This is a genomic window from Aedoeadaptatus nemausensis, assembly GCF_903819165.1.
Classification (GTDB): Bacteria; Bacillota; Clostridia; order Tissierellales; family Peptoniphilaceae; genus Aedoeadaptatus; species Aedoeadaptatus nemausensis.
On sequence record NZ_CAIJCS010000078.1, the window covers coordinates 1 to 218 of the forward strand.

At 35.3% G+C, this 218-nt stretch carries 1 protein-coding gene; it reads left to right on the forward strand.

From position 1 onward, the window contains the following. The coding region (locus PEPTYR26121_RS09105) for a helix-turn-helix domain-containing protein (RefSeq protein WP_180501120.1) at positions 1-218 on the forward strand (218 nt) is incomplete at both ends.

Sequence of the window (218 nt, forward strand, 5' to 3'; positions counted from 1 at the left end):
GCTTAATATTTCCTCACCGTATCTAAGCGATGTAGAGAAAGGAAAAAGAGATTCTTTTGACTTAGATAGGTTGAACCAAATTGCTAAAATATTAAACTTAGATGAAGAAGAATCATCCGTTATGATGGATTTAGCTGGAAAGCAAAGAAATACGGTGGCACCTGATTTGCCAGAGTATATTTTAAAGACTAAAGGCTTAAGCGTAGCTTTGAGAAAGG